Here is a 17,687-nt window from a genome sequence, read left to right as displayed (position 1 = left end):
ATTCCAGTCTTCTTCCTGCCTTTGAGATTGAAAAGCAGTTCTTACCGCCTTTCCTTTCGCTGCTCAGCCCGGTTTAACGCTGGCTCAGAAACAGCCATGCGCTCTCTTCGGTTTTCAGGTCTGGTACAGTCAGAATGAACATTCTTTAATCGCTGCCGATAGTAATAATTCCGTCATAAAAAAAAGCGGAAATGTGCTACATCGTCCTTCTGCAGCGCAGGAGAGCTTCTGTATCAGCACTGACGCCTCAATACATCAGTGCTGATACCCTACATCAGGGAACCTTTATGAATAATATAAAAATAGGTATAAGACTCAGTGCGGCCTTCGGCTTTATGGCATTGCTTGTGATTATCATGGTGCTGATTGGCGTCCTTAAAATTAACTCGCTCGGCAGTGCGAACGATGAAATTTCAGGCAGCCTTTACAGCAAATCTTCCGCCTCCCAGTCTCTGCGCTATCTCACATCAGACATGAGCCGCCTCGCCCGCAATGCAATTCTCCTCAAAGACGAGTCTCAGAGAGAGAAAGCCATCAGTGACTACCGCAGCGAAAGGCATGAGCTTGACAGCCTGCTCGAGCTGCTCCGGAAACAGGTGAGCTCACCCACAGGGCTGGAAATCTTTAAGCATCTCACGGACCGGGCAGACCTCTTTTTACCTTTCCTTGATGAAGTTGTGGCCCTCGCGAAAAACGGCAAGAACGACGAAGCCACGCAGCTTCTTTTTGGTCCGCGCTATCAGAGCCAGGGGGAATTCATGGCTTCCCTGAAACAACTGCAGGACCATCAGGAAGCGCGGATGATTACCGCTGCTGCACAGGCGCGCGCAGACCGTTCGTCAGCACTGATGATACTCATTACCGCAGGTATTGTTGCAGTACTGCTCGCCGCCATATCCGCACTGTTCATTACCCGGAGTATCACGCGGCCGCTTACGGAGGCTGTTCAGGCTGCACGCCGCGTGGCCCTGGGTGACCTGAGTGGCGCGGTGCATGCTGGTCATAAAGATGAGACAGGGATTCTGCTGTCAGCCATTCGTAACATGCAGGATTCCCTGATTAATACCGTCAGCCAGGTAAGAAGCAATGCGGAGAGTGTTGCATCGGCCAGCAACCAGATTGCGCAGGGGAACGCTGACCTCTCACAGCGAACTGAAGAGCAGGCCAGTGCACTGGAGCAGACAGCGGCAACCATGACGCAGCTGGGTATGACCGTCAGGAACAATGCGGAAAACGCACGGCAGGCGGGACAACTGGCAGTGGGGGTTCGCGATGTGGCGAATAAAGGCAGCGATGCCACCGGAGCCATTACCGGGACCATGAAGACCATCAGCGAAAGCTCCGGCCGTATAGCTGATATTACCGCCGTGATTGACGGAATCGCATTCCAGACGAATATCCTTGCGCTCAACGCCGCGGTTGAGGCTGCGCGGGCAGGTGAACACGGCCGGGGATTTGCCGTGGTGGCCAGTGAGGTCAGGTCTCTGGCACAGCGCAGCGCAACAGCTGCCGGTGAAATACGTCAGCTTATTGAGGCAAATGCGCACAGCGTCGAAGAAGGTAACAAACTGGTGGTACACGCTTCTGAAACAATGTCAGGCATCCTCTCTGCGGTCGGAAAGCTGACTGACACCGTGGAGGAAATCACCTCCTCTAGTGCCGAACAGGCCCGTGGTATTGAACAGGTAGGCATTGCGGTAACGGAGATGGACAGCACCACGCAACAGAATGCCTCGCTGGTCGAGGAGTCTGCCTCAGCGGCTGCGAGCCTTCAAAATCAGGCCAAACGGCTTCTCCAGGCCGTATCCGTATTTAGTCTGGGTAATCAGGCCATTACGTCTTCTGTTGATGTGGTCTCTGAACCCGTAAGGCAGAAATTCAGTACGCCGGCAACAGACACCGGCATAACCAACAAGGAAGAAGGCTGGACGCATTTCTGATCGGAGTACCGCGCTGCTGACTGGCGCGGTACGACGTAAAAATCCTGCAGTAAGCCTCGTCAGTGTTGGTTTATGAAACAAGTTTCTGGTCTTCTTCAGAAAGTGTCCGCTTCGAGCGAAAAGGGGACGTCTGTAGTGTCATTAGACCTGGAGATTTTGCTTCCATAGCCGTGTATTCGTTTGCCGGGAGTAGATTAACTGCACTTCTGAAATCGGACTTGTATGAACATGTTTAACGAATTATATTCAAAGTCCAAGCTCACTGAACCGGCCTGCATTGTGAGGTTTTTCTGAAATGAACAACTAATGTGTCCTGACCTTTTACTGGTTTGCCAGGGGTAATGCACATTGTTGTTTATGTAATTTTGTATGCTAACCGCAACGTGGATAGCAGCCTCCATAAAAACTCTCTGCGCTTTACTGTCTGGCATTGTCTTTACCTGCCCGGGAGAGATAATGATGACGAGTAATTTTTCCTTCAATAATGTTTACCATCACAATCAGGCTGTCTGGGATCGTATGGCACGCGAAAATTGTGACTGGTCGCGTCCCGTGACAACGGAAACCATCGAGGCCGCCCGCAAAGGCCAGTGGCGTGTACAACTAATACCTTCTGAACTCCCTTCTGGATGGCTTGACGATGTGAACGGTATGCGTGTTCTGTGTCTGGCCGCCTCCGGTGGGCAGCAGGCCCCTGTGTTGGCAGCTGCAGGTGCTGAGGTGGTTGTTCTTGACGCATCAAAGGAACAGCTGTCCCTGGACGAAATGGTTGCGAAGAGGGACAATCTGGTATTAAAGACAGTAATAGGGGATATGCGGGATTTATCAGCCTTTGAGGATGAGTCATTCGACCTCATCTTTCATCCCATATCTAATCTGTATATACCAGATATAGGCAAAGTATGGGCCGAATGTTTCCGCGTCCTCCGTAAAGGAGGGAAGCTACTCAGTAGTTTTTATAATCCTGTTGTCTTTGTTTTTGACCGTTCACCCGAGCTGGCCCGGAGAGGTTTGATGAAGCCGGTTTTCACTTTGCCGTATGCCGATATAACGGATTTGGAGGCAGAAGAAATTGATAAGAAGTTAGCCAGAAATGAGGCTTTTGTTTTTGGTCATTCTTTAGCGGAACAAATAAACGGGCAACTGGAAGCTGGTTTGATGCTGACAGGTTTCGATGAGGCTTTTCAGCCAGCGCCACGTTTTCTTATTGATAAGTACATGCCAACCTTCATAGCAACATGCTCAGTTAAACCGGTCTAGCCCAGATATGGCTCTGCTCAGGCAGCAGAGCCACTGATAGATCATGAAATTTCATTCAGGAAGGAAAAACCAAAGCATAGTCTTGTAACATTTGCCCCTTTCAGTACTGACAATGTCCGCTTGTGGCACAAATCTGACTTATGACAGACTAAGGTCCGCTGTGAGCGAACAGCGGACATTAAGCGTATATGTGAAAAAAGTGCTGGTTTTTCATCCAGACACTGTTAACTTGAATGTCGATGAAAACAAACTTTGTGCTATTCAAATCAATCATTATTATCACCTGTCGAATTCAGGTGGGATAACGTTCGCCATTTTCCCGCCGGTAAGGCGGGCCTTACCGGTAACAATCCAGTGAGGTAAACAATGGATACAACTGCAGTAACAACGCCTGAAAAACCGGTCTTGCACTTGTTATGTGGAAAAATTGCATCAGGAAAATCCACATTGTCAGCAAAATTAGGATCATCACCTAGGACTGTAATTGTCAGCGAGGATCACTGGCTGGCTACTCTCTTTGCCAATGAAATGCAATCCATATCTGATTATGTGCAGTATTCATTAAGACTAAGAAATGCCATGAAGCCTCATCTGGTGTCATTACTAAAAGCTGGTTTATCAGTAGTTCTTGATTTTCCGGCAAACACACAAACAAATCGTGAATGGATGATGAGCATTATTAAAGCGTCAGGAGCCAGTCATCAGCTGCACTATCTGAAAGTTTCTGATGAAGTATGTAAATCCCGCTTACGCGCCCGTAACGCGGAAGGAGAACATGAGTTTTCGGCCTCAGACCAACAATTTGAGATCATAACGCGTTATTTCTCAGAACCAACAACCGATGAAGGCTTTGATATTATTGAATACACCTGAATCTGCCTTACTGCACGTGGGCCATCATCATGCGGTTTATTAATTTTTACAGCTAAACATGATTCTAAGGTGTGTTAAACGTCCGCTTCTGGCACAAAGCGGACCTTAGTACGCCTTAAGGTCCGCCATAAACGAAAAGCGGAACTCCGCCCTGCCCGCTGTTAAAGTAACGTTTAATTAAGTAAACAGTCATCTCCCCCCAATTCAGGAGACCGCGGATAACGCGGTGAACCTGTCAGGGCGTAAGAATTATCTTCCCGCTGAAATGTCGGTCTTCGAGAAGGCAGTGCGCATCTGCGCCAGCGGAAAAGGAAAATGACGTTACCGGAGGCGGAAGAAGGACGCCTTCTTCAAGCAGGGAAAAGAGTCTGTTTGCGCGGCGCTGACGTTCATTCTGGCACGTAAGATATGTCCACAGGTCGGCGCCCAGAATGCCTTTAGAACTCAGCAAAAGACCGGCAGGTGAAAGGTCGGGAAACGGACCGCCCGACATGCCAAACATAACGACTCTGCCCCCGTCCTTCAGCGCCTCCAGGCTCTGAAGAAGCGTTGTACCGACCGAATCAAAGACAATGTCGCATCCTCCAGCCTGCCAGCTTTTTACTTTTTCCGGCCAGCGGGTGTAATCTGAGGCGGTGGCAGCCCCAAGCTGCAGAACTGCCCTGCGTTTTTCCTCTGTCGATGCCACCGCAAAGGTCTCTACGTTGCGATGCCGGAGCATTTGTACCAGCAAACGCCCCACGCCACCGCCTGAAGCCAGGACGGCTACAGACATCTTTTCCCTTACGGGAAGGACGTCATTAATCAGATAGTCCGCCGTGAGCCCCTGCAAAAGAATGGCAGCCGCATCCGTTTCTGATAACCCGTCAGGCAGTCTGATGGCATGTGAAACCGGCACGCGGACGTGGCTGGCATGGGCGAGAGGCACGTCACAGAAGCCCACGCGGTCACCTGCTTTCCACCCACTGACATCCCGTCCTGCCGCGATGACACGGCCCGCACCTTCATAGCCTGCGATATAGGGTGAACTGCCCGACAGAGGATAACGTCCCTGCCGACGGTAAACATCTGAGAAATTCAGGCCCGCGGCCACCGTCTCTACAAGCAACTCATCTGATGAATGCACCGGATCGGGCATGTCAGCAACATACAGTTTGTCGACAGCGCCAGGATGGTTAAAAACAAGGGCATGCATGGTCATCTCCAGATTCGTTTTTCCTGAAGACAACATTTTTAGTCGGTGACGGGAAAAGATAAATACCCGTATGATTTAATCATTTGATAATAAAATTTTATAATCTACCTGTAGGGCGCTATATGGACTATATGAGATGTCTTAATTCTTTTATCAGCGTTTGTGAATCAGGCAGCTTTACGGCTGCAGCGGATAAACTCGACCTGACCCCGGCGATGATTGGTAAGCACATTCAGATGCTTGAAAAGCGCACTGGCTGTACGTTGATAAAGCGTACGACACGCCGCCAGGGGCTGACCGAGGCGGGAAGGCGGTTTTATCAGCACGCTTTACAGGTTATTGATGCCGTGGAACAGGCTGACGCGATCGCGCGACATATTCATGAGACGGTAACCGGTATGATAAGAATAAGTGCCCCGGTTGCATTTGGTCACCATGTGCTGGTCCCGATACTGGCGGATTTTCTTAAACGCCATCCGGGTGTTGATGCCGATCTTGTACTCAGTGACACCCGGGCTGATCTGATTCAGGAACGTTTCCAGATAGCTGTACGCATCGGCTCACTGGAAGACAGAGGGTATATCGCTTTGCCCCTGCCGCCGTATGCAATGTTGCTTGCCGCCTCCCCCGCCTATCTGAACGAAAAAGGCCTCCCGACTCTGCCTCAGGACCTTGTTCATCATGACTGCATCAGTTTCAGCCAGTGGCGTTCCGATCATCTCTGGCAATTCAATGGCCCGCAGGGGCATGTTGCCGTTGAAATTAATCCCAGACTCACTGTTGACTCCGGCGAGGCGCTGCGCCGCGCCGCGCTTTCAGGTCTGGGTATCGTAATGCAGTCCCGGCTGACGTTAAGTGAGGACATTGAAAAGGGTCGCCTGGTCCGTGTTTTGCCCGACTATGTGCCCGATGAAAGACCTGTCAGTCTTTTGCGTCTGCCCGGACAGCCTGACGGTGTACTGGTGTCATCCTTTGTTGATTATTTCATGCAGGCTTTGCCGGCGTTTTATCCTTAATCCACTGACGATGTGGGGTTGCCGCGTGATGTGTACGAAAACCTGGAACAGCACGACGCAAAATGGTTTTCATACTGGGAGGTACTGGCCGGCTGAGGGCAGGGAAAAGACTCTGTTCAGGACTCTGAAAGGTTATATACAGGGCCCACAGTATGGGTGGGCCTTTGCGGTGAAGTCATTGAGCAGAAGCCTGCCTGCTGACTTCTGCCATAAAAGTATCCCACTGTGTCTGAAGCTTGCTGATATGCTCAAGTTCAATACTGTAATAGGGCGAAGAAGCACTGCTGCCCTGACTTACCATGGCATGAAAACCTGAAAACCAGTCACTACTGTCACTGCTGCTGGCAAGGTCAAGCATCTCACGGCGCTGTGTCTGCGAAGGGTGAAGACCTGAGCTCAGCAGATCAAGCTGATGCTGGGCGTTATTAATACCTTCAGCATCACCAGCCTGACGTGCGGCTGCAAGCGCAGCCTGATTGAGGCTGGTGAGGATGTTATCGCTCTCAGCCGTTTTTTTCTGGATATACGAATCAACTTTAGCAGCAGCCTCCTGGCGGTACTCTGCCGGTATAAACTTATCGACCAGAGAGTTGAGTTTGGCTTTACTCATTGCCAGGTCCATTGACTGGGTCACTGCATCGCCAGAGTCGTCTGGACTGGTTATGGCTTTTCCTACAAGCGATCCCATCTCAAGTGGCGACAGGCCTGATTTACTTTCCAGATAAAACGCAACAGGCCCAATATCTTCATTCAAAACAAAGAGTGAATGTTTGTTTTCTTTAGCCAGTGTCTCATTACGGTTATCAAGTGCCGCTTTAACCGCTTTTTCTCGCGCCTCTGTACTAATCTGAGGGAGAGGTTCCTCCCCTGCTTCTATTTTCTTTACTTTTTCCGGAGACAAGGCGATCGTTTCTGATGTTACGGGTTTATATCCCGGATACTTCCATCCACTGGTTTGATTCTCACCTACCCATTTCATGTAATCATCGGTATAGCTCACATGCTCCTCCTTGTTCATAAAATAACTCAGTAATAAACAACGGCGGAACAGTTAAAAACTTTATCTTTTTTTGGGAACAGTTCGGAAATATCAATATGAAGAAGCGTTTCACTATGAACAGGTGTGCCCGGGCACAGCGCGCGATCATCGATGAACGGTATAGGCGGGCTTGACGGTTATTCAGCTTTCTGAGAGGTTAACCTTATTCTGGCACCATGATTGTAAGAATATAATCAGCACCCCCTTTCTCTGTGAATCATAAGGATAATAATCAAAATGGATCTCTCAGCAACATACGAATGGCGTGAGCACGATTATCTGATAAGTACAGACAGCATGAAACTGGATTTACACGCTATACATCAGTATTTAACAGAGTCGAAGTGGGCGAAAGACATCGACTTTGACACAATTAAAATCTCGACGGCGAACAGCCTTAATTTTGGTGTTTATCTCGACAAATCACAGATAGGCTTTGCCCGTCTGATAACCGACTATGCTACGTTTGCGTATCTCTGTGATGTCTATGTACTCGATGAATACCAGGAGAAAGGTCTGGGGAGATGGCTGATGGAATGTATTCACAACCATCCGGTTTGTGACAAATTGAGAAGTATTATTTTATTCACATCGACAGCCCCATGGCTTTATCAAAAGTTTGGCTACGAGCCGATAAATAAAGAAAATTACACCTGGGCTTTTACCCAAAACCGCTCAGGTTCATAACGAACTTCAGGTTTTATTGTGGAGTTTTAAATAAGCGCCCTGTTCAGTACCTTGTGCATCACACCCCGGCAATCCGATAAAGCTCCTTTGAACTGTGTCCGCTTATGCCATCAGGCGGTCGAACTAACGGAACGAAAGGTCCGCCATGAGCGAGGAACGGAAGTATGTAACTCCCACAACTACATGACTAACATTCAGGTGTCGTAATCAACGGAGAGAAGGAAATAGTCACTTTAGCTGCGTCAAGGGATAAGAGTTGGTGGTACTGGAACCGTCACTGTAGAGCTCGGTAATAACAATTTTTTTACCATCAATAGTATATTTGACTGTACTGTCTGCAGGATCATCCCGCCAGCGACCGGTGCTGTCAGGATTATCAGATGCCCACATAACTTGATCACCTATAATTTTGCACTTGATTGCCCAACGGGTGCCATCGTTCTGTCTGATATAATGTACATAGGCAACACCTGATTCGACTTTATCCAGCTGCATGATCTTATGGTCACGGCCAAACATCGCAGCAGAAGCGGCCTTGCAAACCTGACCTACCGTGACTTCAGAAGCTTGTACCGGCGCAGTAAACACCAGCGGAACAAGAAGTAAGAGTTTCTTCATACGGAACAATCCATTTTTTTATTTTCAGGAATAACGCTAATTGTATATTTCGGCAGTCTAAAGCGTTTCTTGATTTTAATTTAGCATTGCGATGACAGGACTGATTAGCTTAGTACCCCTGGCGATATCTCAAACTCTGCCTGACTGTCAGCCATTCTCAGTATGGTAAGCAAACAATGTATCAGGCATGATGCCAGTTTTCTCTATAGTTTTCAGCACTGACTGAGTAGATACTTCAGCAATAACCTTCATTGCTTCATCACGTATTTCAACATACGCAGGGTTATCTCGGGGCACAAATGGCTCAAGGAGGTGGCCAATAGCTTTACCGTTAACAGAGAGGCTGAATGTGCCAGCGGCAGGATCCACATTCCAGATATAAATGAGAGGACCTAGCCCAATATTCTCACAATCATCTTCGTTACGGATCCCCGGAAGATAGACGGGCATAGACAGCTTTTCATCACTCAGCGTCAGCGCAATGAACTGTTTTGCCGTGATTGAACAATCTTGCCCGGGTTCAGTTTCAGGCCTTTTCTTTCGAAGGAATTCGAACATACATTTTCCTTGTTAGTGGTTAATCAGAAAGATAATTAGCAATCCTACAGAACTAAATGATCAGCTCAATGAATGGAATGACCCATTCCCCGTTTAACCACATAGATTGTTGTTAGCCACTTCCGCACCCGGAGACAGAAGAAACTCATGCTCAACAAGGTCCGTAGTGAGCGAGGAGCAGACCTCATTTTCTTTGGAACAGGGAATAAGGCAGATTCACTGATTGGTTAACACGCAGGCCCTAATGACATGCATGTTCGATAATAATATTAAGGATTTTGCCTATACCATTTCCCTACGCGCGGAGTTATTTTATTGAGATATTTCAATCGCTTCCAACCAAAAACAAAAAGGGTTAAGCCAAGAGCAATGATCACTGTGCGAGTATATGGGCTATGTGTTGTAAACATGGCAACCATGGGTGAGAGAACCAATATAAATAAACCCATTAACATGGGTATGGCAGATCGGCAACCTACACCTGATTCTGTTTTGTAAACAGCATGGCAACCTGTACAAACCGTGTAATTATCAGGTACGTGAGTGCCACAAAATCCACAATTCATAACTTTCCAGTTTGTTATTAAGAATTAGGGTAGGAATATAACAAAACTGATTGTGGTTTTACCAATGCATTATAGCTATGGTGCAGCACGGAAAAAATCCCCCTTCTGGCACAAAGCGGAATCAGGAACAGGCCGATGTTCGCTATGAGCGAGGAGCGGGCGTTAATGTCATCTTCTACCAGAACAACCATTTGGTTGTTTAAGCAACCTTTTCAGCTAAAGATAGTCCACATAACTGCTCGCATCTGCGTACCCCAAAATTCTATAACCGTTTTTAGACTCGATTCCAGGTAGATGAATAGCCCGAAGAATGGGGCCAACTGATGAATAGCCCGAAGAATGGGGCCAACTATGGCATGCTGCGCTACTGAATTCGTCAAAATATCAAGATACTGGATATCTAAATAGCCGCCTTCACAAAAATGGTAAAACCACTCACCATCAACTGCGGATTCGTAACCATTGAGTAAAGTGATTTTCCATGAAGGAGGAGATTCCATACGACCCATTGCCACGCGAATCTCATTCCATTTTGTATTATTCATGCAGCTATAAAGCATTCAAGCCTCACAGAATAAGCTCCTGATATATTAACACGCTATATAGATAACAATGTCCGCTTCTGGCACAAAGCGGAACTTTTAATTTGGAATTGATATCCGCAGTTAGAAGTGGCCAGAGGAAGCTGTTTCAGGAGCATGAAGGCGCCAGTTGATGCCCGCCAGGATAAATTGGCCAAGTGCCGGTAGCCCGGCGAAGCCGATTGCGTTATGACAAGTTCTGCCTGGCGAACACTCCCCTTTTATCTGAGGATATGTGGTGATTAGCTACCACCTCTAAAGCAGAGTATGAGCCGGCGAGGAAACTGCCGGGATAACAGCCTTCTCAAACGCTTCTTCCCGAGCCTGAAGAATGAGTGAGTGCCGGTGACATGTTAATACAGCCTGCACAATAACGGCCCATGCAGGTCTTCGCCCTTGAGGTCACACTGGTCTAATGTTTAAAACTTGTCAGCAGCGCGTTTCCCTCGGCTTCACCCGACATGATGGCACATCCGGCGAACACATCTGCCTTTGCTCAGCAAAGAAACATGCCTAACTGCATGTCCCTTTTTGACTGACTAACGGGCACACTGGAGCCTGCAGGCCGGAAAGGTAATCCTGCATCCGACGTCCTTTCTGGTTAAGGAATCGCGCACCAGTTGAAAACAGAGCACTGATTCTGTCCAGCCTGAAATTTCGGAAGTCACAGCGTGTTTCACACCAGGCTGTCAGCAGCCAGGCCTCATCAAAGACAGTCAATCCCAGAGGCCAGACGAGGCGGCGACTTTCTTTTCCAGACAAATCAGTGTACGTAAGTTGTGCAATCATTCTTTTGCGTATCATTTCGCGCAGTTGTTCTTCCCATCTTTCCGCCATCGTATCTTCAGGGCGGGTACGTGTAACTGCCTGAAAAGGAAGGTCCAGGAAGGCTCCCCTTTTATCCCCCATGGCCTCAGCTATTTTTCCTGAGACACGCTCCGCTGCATCGCGCAGGCAATCTGAATTTCTGGCCATGACTAACTTAAGTCCAAGCATGATGGCTTCCGCTTCATCAGGGTCAAATTTCAGAGGCGGCAGAAAGAAACCTTTTTCAAGCTGATAACCCAGTCCGGGCTCACCATGCACGGGTGCACCCAGGACACTGAGACTCGCCATATCACGATAAATGGTGCGAACAGAGACATTCATCCGCTGCGCCAGTGTTTCGGCAGAAAGCGGATAACGTGCGGCGCGAAGTAAATCAAGTATTGAGAACAGCCGGTGCATTTTCATTCATTCAGATTATCACCCACTGACATGTTCTGTCAGTGGGTTATGAAACACTCTGTTTTCTTAAACTTAAAAGGGCGTTATTTCATGGAAAATCAAAGCCAGTGCATCGAAATCGTTATTTACAGGACAGAAAACCTGACAGATTCAGACCGGCAGCGTACAGGTGCCGTACAGCAGGCTTCAGAACTTCCCGGTTTCAGTGGCTGGCTTCCTCTGGCTGGCTGTCACAGCCCCTTTGTCAGAGCTGATCTCGTGGTGTGGGACAGCCCGGAATCGGCCGCTTCAGCAGGAAAGATTGTCTCAGCCAGCGAGAGATTCTCAGGTTTCAGAGAGTCAGTCAGCGATTTTATCGGTTCCGGATATTTTGCCTCGCCAGTAGGGGGCCTTCCCCTGATGCAGCAGGGAGACGGCGTTGAAATCGGGCGCTTCAGGCTCCGTGAAGGCGTAACAGAAGAGCTGGCGCTCTCAGCATGGAGAAGAATGTGTGAGAGTCACCTTTCAGGACTGCCGGGGTGGCGTGGACAGAGGCTGTTCCGGCTCGAGGATGGAACATTCATAGACCTCGCGCTCTCTGGCAGTCTGTCACAGTCGCAAAAGATATGTGGCAGTTGGGCAGGTAATGAGGCATGCGAAACCTTTCTCGGGTTGATAGAGCCTGTGAGTATGGAATTCGGCACGGCATTGTGACTGTAAAGCAGACTGAGGGCGGGCAGGACAGTGTGTTCGGGCTTATTTTACAGATGCCCCTGACTGGTCCTCTCTAGTGCATCTGAGTTAATACAGGAGCGAGACCTGATCGCCGCGCATCAGCTTAACGTGGGGTTATGAATGTCCGCTTGTGGCACAGGCTGTGTGAAAACTGTTTTGGTCGCTTCAAATGCGAAAAACAGAGCTGAAAACTGCGCTCATACGTAAATTTTGGTTCAGCTAACCAGTCGAGCAATTCCAGATTTTGCGTAGATGCGCGCCCTTCAGTTTTAGGTCAGAGTTTTCACACAGCCTGGGCACAGAGCGGACATTGCACTCAGGTCAGTATCTTATGTGCTCGTCTCTTGAATCAGTTTTGGCCGTAGCTAAATCATGAGCCTTGTAGCCCAGCATGCCCCAGACAATGATCGCACAAACAAACGTTATTGCAGACAGGACCTGAAACAGCAATGAATAAGCATTGTCATAACTGACCTGAACTACCTCGCGCGGGATGCCGGGCAAGAGTGCGATGGCCTGCTGAATATTACCGCCTCCCAGCCAGGATGCGGCAAGATGAATTACATGTGGCGCAAAACCGTGCACAGTTTTGTTAAGGTTCAGATCGTTCACGTTAGTGAGAAACGCGGAGACCACCGCAAGAGCAATACCCTCTCCTGCAACACGAACGGTATTGAACAGGCCCGCCGCCATACCTGCCTTTTCAACCGGAACGGAAGAAATGGCCAGTCCATCCATCAGTCCCCACGGTAATGCCGCTCCTGCTCCTGTTATCAGCATCGAAAAGAGAAGAAGAGTTATGCTGTCATTGTGTAATGCCGGACCGAGAAAAAGTAACCCGGCAGAGGCGAGCACCAGCCCTGAAGCTGACACCACGGCCGGTGAAAACCAGCGCGTCAGCAGGGCTGCAAAGTAAGGAAAGATCATCATCGGAGAAGTGAGTGCCAGAAGATAAACTACGCTCTGAGACTCGCTGAAACCATTTCCGCCCATTAAATGCAGCGGAATAATGATCAACAGAACAATGTAGCAATAGCAGGTCGCCACCGGCAGCAGCATAGCTCCGACAAAGCTGCGACTTCGCAGCAGTGAAATATCCAGAACAGGATTGCTCACACTCAGACAACGCACGATAAATCCGCTGAAGAGCAGTACAGAGCTGAGGAATAAAGCGAGTGTGAGAAGTGATGAAAACCCGCGTGTGGGCAGGAGCATCATTGCAGTGGTAAACCCCATCAGCGCCGCCGTAAACAATGCCAGACCTGTTTTATCTGAAGGGGATAGACTGCTCTGCTGTGACTGAGGCAGAAACATCATACCGGCGAGCAGCACACATCCTGAAAGCACAGCAAACAGAATATAGACCCAGCGCCAGGTGAGCATATCCGTAATAAGTCCGACAGCCAGCGGGCCGAATGCTAAGCCAGCACCAAAGACGGTGCCCAGCAGGCTGAACATGCGGCTCCGGGCAGCGCCGGTATAGAGCCTGGCCAGCAGAGCGCTTCCGCTGGCCAGTAGCATGGCCGCTGCCAGTCCCTGCACACACCTGAGCATGCCTGACATCATCAGGTTGTTCGTGAGGACTGTGAAAATACTGCTGAGACAGAACAGCGCTGCACCCGTGAGAAAAACCGGTTTTCTCCCGATGTCATCTGCTGCAATCCCTGCTGTCAGCAGAAAACTGCCGAACGTCAGCATAAATCCATTCGTAAGCCACGATAGTTCTTCTGGTGAGCCACCCAGCATGCGCTGTATGGCGGGCGTTGTGACTACGCCCCCGGTAAAACTTAACGGCAGAAGCGTAGCCGCCATAAAAATGGTCAGGGCTGCTGCAGTTCCCGAGAGGCGGCAGAATGTGCTGGCTGCAAATGTCATGGTGTTACCTTAATTGTCCGGACAGCTAATGAATGAAAACTGCTGCGATGTTATTGCGGACAAAAGCTCGGATAAATAGACTGCAGCTACCTTCTGAACAGACATAAAGTTAATAATCAATGGACAGCCTGACTTCTCTTACCTCTTTTGTACGGACAGCCGAGACACTGAGCTTTGTGCAGGCCGGAAGGCTGCTGGGTATTTCAGCGTCAGCAGTCGGTAAGAACGTTGCCAGACTTGAACATAAACTGGGTGTGCGGCTTTTTAATCGCAGCACAAGGAATGTAAGTCTGACCCCGGAAGGGGCGGCACTACTGGTCAGGTGTAAGCATATTCTTGAGCAGCTCAATGAGGCCGAATCAGAGCTGACGAACAGTGCCGCTGAGCCCGTGGGTAAACTTCGGGTTTCCCTTCCCGTAGCAGGTTACAGGCTCCTGCTTCCCGCACTTTCCGCATTTAACCGACGTTACCCGCAGGTCGAAATGGACCTCGACTTCAGCGATCGTCTGGTGAATATCATTGACGAAGGGTTCGACGTGGCAATACGCAGCGGAGAGCTGGCTGACTCCAGGCTGACCGCCAGAAGGCTGGGTGAATTCAGCTTCACTCTCTGTGCCAGCCCCGGCTATCTGGAGGAAAAAGGCGTTCCGGTGTCACCTGCGGAGCTGACGGCGCACCGGTGCATTCTTTTTCGCTTACCCTCAACAGGTCTGCTGCAGCCCTGGGAACTGAACGGCCTCCGCCCCGGGGCTCCACTCAGCGCTGAATCGGTTCTGACGGTAAATAATATTGAAGCGGCCATTGGCCTGAGCCTGGCGGGAACAGGGATCAGCTATCTGCCCGACTTTATAGTCTGCGAGGCGCTGGCAGAGGGACAACTTAAAGAAGTGATGCACGGGTACTGTACAAAGCAGGGTCATTTCTCCGCCGTGTGGCCATCAGGCCGCTACCTCTCACCCAGAGTACGCTGTTTTATAGACTTTATTACTGAGTCAGGTTTATCTGTGTAGCCGCTCACGTGATGAAGACTATCGGATTCATGCTCACGTCAGGGGCAAGAGTGCGTTTTGCATGCCTGCTTCTGGCACATAGCGGACTAATATTTTTATCAGTCGCTGACTTTATGGTGAACAGAGAAGGTCAGAGCACATCGTTCACCACAGATGACCGGCGGACGTAAAAAAACCGGCTTTCGCCGGTTCATGTTGTCATGCTACGTTCGGATTGTCGCATTTCGGCAGCCAGTCAGCGCTGCTTTCGTCCGTCAGGCCGAGATTGGTCTGCACGCCTGTTTTCGTGCGCCGCTTCAGGTAGCTCCTGCCGTACTCGCGCAGGATGCTCTCCAGCGCCTGGCTGAAGGTCTTCATGCTGAGCGGGTTGCGGTAGCCGTTGGCCTCCATGTACGCCAGATAGGCGTGATAGAGGTAGCGTTTCGGCTGCAGGGGCCGGATGCCGGCGTTACCCATGTGCAGGCCGTTCGGCTCGGCGGTCGCAAACAGGTAGCCGCAGAAGTCCACCATCGGGTCGGCGTCGCGCTTGATGCGCATGGCCTCGCCGGAGTTCTGCTGCTGCTGAAGCAGCGCGCGGGCGTCCTGCGGGTTGCTGAAGCGCTGCATCAGCTGGCGCACGATGACGGCCAGCTCCGCCTGTATCTTCTCCTTCAGCTGCGGGTCGCGCTCGTTTGCCGGGATGATTTCCGCGAAGTGCAGGATGACGCGGCGGCGGGACACGCCCCCGCTGCGGTCGGTGAAGCGCATGGGGTTGTTGTTCACGGCCAGAATCACCGCCGGGATGTGGGTCGAGTAGGCGTCGCGGTACTTCGGGTCTACGGACACCGCATCGCCGCCGGTAATCGCCTTGATGCCCGCGCCGTCGCCGCTCCACTTCTCCTGGTCGGGCAGGCGGATGAGCGAATAGCCGATGACCGAGGCGCGCTCGCGCGAGGATTCCAGCGTCTCGATGGTGGCCGACACGGCGTTGTCCGTTCCCGCCAGCATGGTGGCGATTTCCGCCATGATGCTCTTGCCGCTGCCGCCGGGGCCAGTGACCTCCAGAAACAGCTGCCAGTCGTAGCGGTTTGCCAGCACCATGAACAGCGCGGCCAGAATCACGTCCCGCTTACCGGCACTGCGCCCGGCGGCGCGGTCGAGCCACTGCCAGAAGTGCGGTGCGTGGCGCTCCAGCGTTTCGCCCGCCACCGGGCGGGTGTAGTCCACGTCGCTCACGGTGCGCAGCCAGTTCTCGCGCCGGTGCGGGCTGAAGGTGCCGCTGCGGGTGTCGAGCACGCCGTTGCGGAATCCGATGAGCTGGCGCTGCGGCGCGGCCTGCTGCGGCAGCATCAGCTTCAGCGTGTCCACCACGCCCGCCACCTTGCCCGCCGAGAACGGGGCGCGCAGGCGCTGGAAAAGCTTCGCCACGTCGCGCCCGAACTGGTTGCCGGAAATCACCTTCCACGCCCCGGCCTCATAGCGGCAGAGGATTTCGCCGCTGGCGTCCACGGCCAGATTACGCCCGTAGTGCTCCGCAACGCGCTCCGCCTTTTCGCTGGCGCTCATGGCCGTAAACTCGGCCTCGCTCATGGTGTCGAACGGGCTGGCGGCGGGCGGGGCTGAGGCCTCGCGCAGCGACTGCCGGGTGGCGTCCTCTCCGTGCGCGGTAAAGGCGTCGTTCCAGTCGCCGAACACCGGCGGCAGGGCCACACTGGCGTTGCAGGCTGCGGCGGCGTGCCGGGCCTTACGCTGGCCGTCGCCGTTCAGGTCGCGGTCGGCGGCAATCACCAGCGGCAGCGACGGGTGCTTTTCACGGACGAGGCCGGCCAGGGAAAGGAGGTTAACGGACGACAGGGCAACCCACACCGCGTCACCCGTCAGCGCGTGCACCGTCAGCCCGGTGGCGTAGCCCTCGGTGAGCCAGATGCGCTTTGGTGTGCCTTTACCGCTCAGGACGTGGCAGGCGCCTTTCACCTGACCGCCTTTAAGCGTGCGCTTGTCACCGGCGGCGTTAACCAGCTGGACGTTGACCAGCGCGCCGTCCGCATCGTGCAGCGGCACCACCAGGTCGCCGGGGCGGTAATTGGTCAGCGCCACCTTGTGCGGCTTCGTGAGCGTCAGGCAGGAATGTTCGGGCAGCCCCTTGCGGGACAGGTAGGCGTTGCCGGTGACCGCCTTCGCGCTGCTCACCAGCTGCTGCGCCAGCGCGGCGGCGGCCGTGCGGGCGGCCTCGTCGTCCGGCTCCGCCGGTGCAGCCTCAGTCACCGGTGGCAGGTTGCCGGTCAGGTCGTTCACGCGCGCGGCGGCCCCGGTCAGGCTCACCCCCAGCGCCTTCTGCACCAGGTCCATGCCGTCACCGGCCCCGCACTGGTTGCAGAACCACGTCCCGCGCCCCTCTTTATCGTCAAAGCGGAAGCGGTCTTTGCCCCCGCACACCGGGCACGCCGTGTGCCGGTTCTTCACCACCTTCACGCCCAGCGCGGGCAGGATGCGGGGCCACTGGCCCCGCGCGGCGCTGGCCGCGTCTGATACGGTCATCTTCATTATGC

The 17,687-nt window shown here is 51.9% G+C and carries 15 protein-coding genes; 7 read left to right on the top strand and 8 right to left on the bottom strand.

The window, feature by feature from the left end:
- Positions 1-287 precede the first annotated feature (287 nt).
- The 3 genes from RAC90_RS10300 to RAC90_RS10290 all read left to right on the top strand — a co-directional run bounded on the left by RAC90_RS10300 (position 288) and on the right by RAC90_RS10290 (position 4,073).
- Positions 288-1,940 carry a methyl-accepting chemotaxis protein gene (locus RAC90_RS10300; RefSeq protein ID WP_375124313.1) on the top strand — a complete coding sequence of 551 codons (1,653 nt, stop codon included), beginning with the start codon at positions 288-290 and terminating at the stop codon, positions 1,938-1,940.
- Between the two features lie 459 nt (positions 1,941-2,399).
- Positions 2,400-3,200, top strand: coding sequence for a class I SAM-dependent methyltransferase (locus RAC90_RS10295; RefSeq protein ID WP_375124319.1), 801 nt, complete (start codon positions 2,400-2,402; stop codon positions 3,198-3,200).
- 366 nt (positions 3,201-3,566) lie between these two features.
- Positions 3,567-4,073 (top strand): ATP-binding protein, encoded by a 507-nt coding sequence (locus tag RAC90_RS10290; RefSeq protein WP_058702796.1) that lies wholly within the window; start codon positions 3,567-3,569, stop codon positions 4,071-4,073.
- Positions 4,074-4,308: 235 nt separating this feature from the next.
- On the opposite strand, the gene RAC90_RS10285 is transcribed toward RAC90_RS10290, so the two are convergent.
- Positions 4,309-5,268: a zinc-binding dehydrogenase gene (locus RAC90_RS10285; protein WP_375124312.1), complete on the bottom strand. Its 960-nt coding sequence runs from the start codon at positions 5,266-5,268 to the stop codon at positions 4,309-4,311.
- A 131-nt stretch (positions 5,269-5,399) separates the two neighbouring features.
- On the opposite strand from RAC90_RS10285, the gene RAC90_RS10280 reads away from it, so the two are divergent.
- Complete coding sequence (locus RAC90_RS10280; RefSeq protein ID WP_375124311.1) at positions 5,400-6,284, top strand: LysR family transcriptional regulator; 885 nt, start codon at positions 5,400-5,402, stop codon at positions 6,282-6,284.
- A 175-nt stretch (positions 6,285-6,459) separates the two neighbouring features.
- On the opposite strand, the gene RAC90_RS10275 is transcribed toward RAC90_RS10280, so the two are convergent.
- Positions 6,460-7,284, bottom strand: a complete 825-nt coding sequence (locus tag RAC90_RS10275; RefSeq protein WP_375124310.1) for a hypothetical protein — start codon at positions 7,282-7,284, stop codon at positions 6,460-6,462.
- 276 nt (positions 7,285-7,560) lie between these two features.
- On the opposite strand from RAC90_RS10275, the gene RAC90_RS10270 reads away from it, so the two are divergent.
- The gene (locus RAC90_RS10270) at positions 7,561-8,010 is read left to right on the top strand and encodes a GNAT family N-acetyltransferase (protein WP_375124309.1); all 450 of its coding nucleotides are present in this window, start codon (positions 7,561-7,563) and stop codon (positions 8,008-8,010) included.
- Positions 8,011-8,238: 228 nt separating this feature from the next.
- On the opposite strand, the gene RAC90_RS10265 is transcribed toward RAC90_RS10270, so the two are convergent.
- The 4 genes from RAC90_RS10265 to RAC90_RS10250 all read right to left on the bottom strand — a co-directional run bounded on the left by RAC90_RS10265 (position 8,239) and on the right by RAC90_RS10250 (position 11,560).
- Positions 8,239-8,628 (bottom strand): hypothetical protein, encoded by a 390-nt coding sequence (locus RAC90_RS10265; protein ID WP_262960291.1) that lies wholly within the window; start codon positions 8,626-8,628, stop codon positions 8,239-8,241.
- Between the two features lie 147 nt (positions 8,629-8,775).
- A complete protein-coding gene (locus RAC90_RS10260; RefSeq protein WP_262960292.1) occupies positions 8,776-9,186 on the bottom strand; it encodes a hypothetical protein in 411 nt (136 codons plus the stop codon).
- Between the two features lie 778 nt (positions 9,187-9,964).
- On the bottom strand, positions 9,965-10,297 hold the full coding sequence (locus tag RAC90_RS10255; protein WP_375124308.1) for a DUF6678 family protein: 333 nt from the start codon (positions 10,295-10,297) through the stop codon (positions 9,965-9,967).
- Positions 10,298-10,846: 549 nt separating this feature from the next.
- On the bottom strand, positions 10,847-11,560 hold the full coding sequence (locus tag RAC90_RS10250; RefSeq protein ID WP_272844066.1) for a YafY family protein: 714 nt from the start codon (positions 11,558-11,560) through the stop codon (positions 10,847-10,849).
- A 48-nt stretch (positions 11,561-11,608) separates the two neighbouring features.
- Between RAC90_RS10250 and RAC90_RS10245 the strand changes: the two genes are divergently transcribed.
- Positions 11,609-12,253: a hypothetical protein gene (locus RAC90_RS10245; protein WP_206116761.1), complete on the top strand. Its 645-nt coding sequence runs from the start codon at positions 11,609-11,611 to the stop codon at positions 12,251-12,253.
- Positions 12,254-12,595: 342 nt separating this feature from the next.
- Here the strand turns inward: RAC90_RS10245 and RAC90_RS10240 are convergent, their stop codons facing one another.
- Complete coding sequence (locus RAC90_RS10240; protein ID WP_058702808.1) at positions 12,596-14,149, bottom strand: MFS transporter; 1,554 nt, start codon at positions 14,147-14,149, stop codon at positions 12,596-12,598.
- Between the two features lie 119 nt (positions 14,150-14,268).
- On the opposite strand from RAC90_RS10240, the gene RAC90_RS10235 reads away from it, so the two are divergent.
- Entirely contained in the window at positions 14,269-15,159 is an 891-nt protein-coding gene (locus RAC90_RS10235; RefSeq protein ID WP_028723017.1) for a LysR family transcriptional regulator, read from the top strand.
- A 198-nt stretch (positions 15,160-15,357) separates the two neighbouring features.
- Here RAC90_RS10235 and RAC90_RS10230 read toward each other — a convergent pair whose 3' ends face one another.
- Positions 15,358-17,682 (bottom strand): phage/plasmid primase, P4 family, encoded by a 2,325-nt coding sequence (locus tag RAC90_RS10230; RefSeq protein ID WP_375124307.1) that lies wholly within the window; start codon positions 17,680-17,682, stop codon positions 15,358-15,360.
- Positions 17,683-17,687 lie beyond the last annotated feature (5 nt).

This window comes from Pantoea sp. CS_6, from assembly GCF_041954745.1.
Classification (GTDB): domain Bacteria; phylum Pseudomonadota; class Gammaproteobacteria; order Enterobacterales; family Enterobacteriaceae; genus Pantoea; species Pantoea stewartii.
This window is presented reverse-complemented; position numbering and strand designations above follow the sequence as displayed.